The sequence below is a fragment of the Peribacillus sp. genome, assembly GCF_059453735.1.
Genome location: NZ_JAZVJO010000120.1, coordinates 1 through 3881, shown reverse-complemented (window position 1 = coordinate 3881; position 3881 = coordinate 1). Strand labels below are relative to the sequence as shown.

At 36.4% G+C, this 3881-nt stretch carries 2 protein-coding genes and 1 pseudogene; 1 reads left to right on the top strand and 2 read right to left on the bottom strand.

All coding sequences use genetic code 11. The annotated features are described in order from the left end of the window. Positions 1–444, bottom strand: a pseudogene (locus AC52RT_RS04010) (hypothetical protein); the annotation flags it as partial. A 932-nt stretch (positions 445–1376) separates the two neighbouring features. Between AC52RT_RS04010 and AC52RT_RS04005 the strand changes: the two are divergent. Then, positions 1377–1688, top strand: a complete 312-nt coding sequence (locus AC52RT_RS04005; protein WP_495539556.1) for a hypothetical protein — start codon at positions 1377–1379, stop codon at positions 1686–1688. An 85-nt stretch (positions 1689–1773) separates the two neighbouring features. On the opposite strand, the gene AC52RT_RS04000 is transcribed toward AC52RT_RS04005, so the two are convergent. Continuing rightward, positions 1774–3726: a DNA/RNA helicase domain-containing protein gene (locus AC52RT_RS04000; RefSeq protein WP_495539555.1), complete on the bottom strand. Its 1953-nt coding sequence runs from the start codon at positions 3724–3726 to the stop codon at positions 1774–1776. Positions 3727–3881: the final 155 nt, after the last annotated feature.

Below are 3881 nucleotides of genomic sequence, written 5' to 3'. Positions count from 1 at the left end.
TAAAGGTTTATTAAAGGGTTTATTTATCGTTTTATTATGCTGCTCCACCGGCTGCTCAGTACGAGTATCAGAAGGATGTTCATTCGGTTGTTCACCTTCTTGCATTACATGAACGATATAGATATTAGCTGATTGCTGATTATTTTTCCTTTTAGCATGATGAACAGACAAGACCCCTATTTTGGATAAGAGGCCAAAGAATCTTCTCACTGATGATAAGCTAACGTCCATCCTAAACCGTTCTTCAAACATTCTTAAGAAGTTTTGATGCGTAATCGAAAATACTCCTTCCGAATTGACGGCAAGATCTGATACAAGATACGTCATTCTTATTTGCAAGTCTGTCAGTTCCCACCTGTCCTTAACATCTTGCACAAATTTCTCTTTGTTATATGGACCTTTACTGTACTTTACCAACTCTTCTGGTCTGCAGTTCAATAACACCGTAAACTTCCTCCTTGTCATACAAGAAAAGCATCTTAATCATATGCATAAGAAAAATTCCTTGTGAGTTTTCGGGACCTTTTCTAAAGTTGCTACTAGAATTTCTCACCTGCTCTTCTAACCATTTCTCCATAGAGCAAAATAAACAATAAAATCCCTGTAGATGATTCCGAAGCCTAGCCTCTAATAGCCATATACAGTTTTTCACTATCAGTGGGACCATGTAAAATTAATTTTACTGTTTGCTCCAGCCAATTTACCTCTCTAAGTTGCCAAAGCAGGTGGGCCGTCAGAACGTTTTAAAGCCCGCTATATCTTTCATAAAACTACCCATAAATTAACGGAGAAAGATCTGTGGCTTCTTCAGAGATGCTTCATTTTCCCCTGAACTCCAGATAGTATATGAGCTTAAAGGAAGCCTTTTATACGTGGTTTTATAAATCGAAGAAAACGCAGGGAAAGGGATTGTGGAGACGAAGAAAGAACTAGGCTAGTTCTAGAAGGTTGAAGAGCGTGGGAATTAGAGATCTTAAATCGCTTCGATTACAATTATTACTCGAATGGGTTAGTGGTGGGCTTAAAAAACCTGACAAAGGTCAAAAAATGCAATGGATTTTGCTATTGAAATTTCATAAGATTCCATGCAAGCATCCTCCTCCATCATCAATATAAAAACATTGGCAATTCATTAGGATAAAGGACAGAGTTAAAAGGCTTTACCCCAACACTTAAAAAAGAACCTATTTAATACTCTCAAACATTCGCAATTCTACCTAGTACAATAAGCACTTCCTCCCTGTTGCTTGATTTAACAACCGAAGTATAGCCACTGAAAATCACATCGATGATATAAGCATCCTATTGGGTTAGAAGGCAGGCAATGTGATAAACTAAAAAAGAAAGAACATTATTAATTGGAATAGGTGATCAGCATGACAGACAAAGAACAAGTAGCCTTATATCACGCCGTATTGAAACACGAATCATATGAGAAAGCAAAGAAAGATTTAATAACGGTCGTTCGAATGGCTCAAAAACAAACACCTAACATGGATCGTATACTCTACTTGGACATTGACGGACACCGTAACCAGGCAGGTGGCTATGATGAGGAGATGATGCGCTTACAACAAGATTTTGTACTTGGGTTCCTAATAAAATATGTCACTGAGGTGCACCTTCCAATTGGAATGAAAGTCCAAAATCCAGAACCTCAACAATCGCTTCCAACTCTTATTTCTTAAGAAAAATAAAGACAAAAAGAGAAATCCGTTATTGGATTTCTCTTTTTAATCGTTAATAGTTGATTCAAGGAAAATAAAAAGTAAACTATTTATACTCTCCATTTTTTTCCGCAACTGTTTGATTACCACGGAAGAATTCATTCGGCTCATAGTTCTCTTTAATATCTTTCAAACGTTTTTTCAAATAATGCTCAAGCTCTTTGTTTGTACAATATACAAAACAGCCTTTCTGTCCCCTAGTAAGCAAAGTTCTATAAGTATTCCTTATGATCTCATCAGCAACCTTTGAAGCTTCTTCCGGTTGTTCCTTCATCATTTTCTTTATGCCTTTTAAAGAATTGTCGGTTCGGGCCCTTTTCGTATAATCCGTTCTTACTTCATTGCCCTCAACAATTAAGTCATCACCGATGATTACACCGACATAATCGAATTCTAATCCTTGAGATGTATGAATACATCCAACTTCATTAACGGAATCAGGATCAATAGCCCAACTATCGGAATTAGCCAAATTCCAGCTCATGCTAAAATCATGTTCCAGCAGTTCAATATCATAAATTAGAGAATTATCCTTACCTTCCTTCTTCCAATTCCAGCAGTAGCCTGCCAGCAAACGAGCTTTATTGTTAATCTTGTTCAGTTCGAATATTTCATTCTTCATAGCAACGGGGTCGCTATAGACTCTAAAGTCATAATGATTTCCCATAAAATTATCATTTGCTGTTTCTCGTATTTGCAGAACATCATCAATCCAGGCCAAATAGCCATCGGATCCATTGCAGCGGAATTGAGATTCTAATACGGCATAAGATACATCAGCATGGTAGTATTCAGCGAATTTTTTAATCGCCGAGATACTGCCTGCATCCTTTAATGTGACTCGTTGATGTTCATCAATAAAAAAGATGGCTAGCTTTGAGGCATTGATGATTTCCTTCATTTGATTTTCCCCAAGATTGTTAAACATACCCGATTTTTCATTTAAACGATGAGCCTCATCAACAATTAAAACATCAAAGGCATTGGATGCGGCCTCAACATAACTGCCTGATCCTTTAAATAGGTTATCGATATGACCCTTTCGAAAATCCCCTTTTAGCTTCTTTGCATATACATTTCGGGGAGCAGCATTCTTGGTAACATATTGACAGACCATGTTTTTAGCTGTTAACTCAACTAAAAGATTAATTGCTAATACGGATTTACCGGTTCCTGGTCCTCCCTTGACAATCAACACCTGCTTGGTATTGGTTCTTTGAGCTTCTGACGCAAGCTTTTTGGCTGTTTCAAAAACGACCTTTTGATCATCAATCATAACGAATTCCTTATTTCCCTTCAACATATTGACCAGGGAATCCTGCAATGATTTAGAGGGCCGTATTCGACCGTTTTCAATTTTATATAAGTTCTCTTTATTATCACCATATTTTATATAGCGTTTAATAAATTCACGGAGCTTTGCAGCGTCCCCTTTTCGAAACACAGGAGCTTTCTCGATATAATACTGATAATAATCATCTATAATCGGATCATTGTCCTCTTGTAGCTTAATATAATTATGCAGATAGGCGCATGGGTATAATTCCAACTGACCATCCTGAGCATTTTCATTATAATCTTCAATTAAAGCAGCATAAGACCAAGCTTGATAGGAAGGATGCGTCGTTTCCCTAAAACCGCCACCTAGCACAGTTTTGACAATCGCTTCCTTGCCTTCAACCTTCTCAGCTTCTTGCCATTGCTTTAATTCAACAATTACAATTGATTGTTTCTCTTCTTCATCACTACCAGAAATAAGAAAGTCAACGCGCTTTGAGGTATAAGGTATCTTAAACTCAATTGCCACTCCCGCATTATCTGGAATTTTTGGATCTAAAAGCACCAAATGCATATTCTTTAAGGAATTATCCCAAGACCTTAATTCACTCTTATTTATTCGACCAATTTTATCAGTATAATTCTTAACAATATTATCAACGAGTTTATCTTCAAACACATCTTGCATAAATTCACTTTTTAGTGCTTCGTATACAATCATTGAGAATCCACCTTTTTTAATGAAATCCATCGTTCACTATACTATACATAATATCATAATCAAAATAGCATCAATGTATCTAAGGAGTATTCATTTTTGATTTAGTTATTTAAATAAAGCTAATGATAACGATAATAAAGAATAATGCTAGTTGG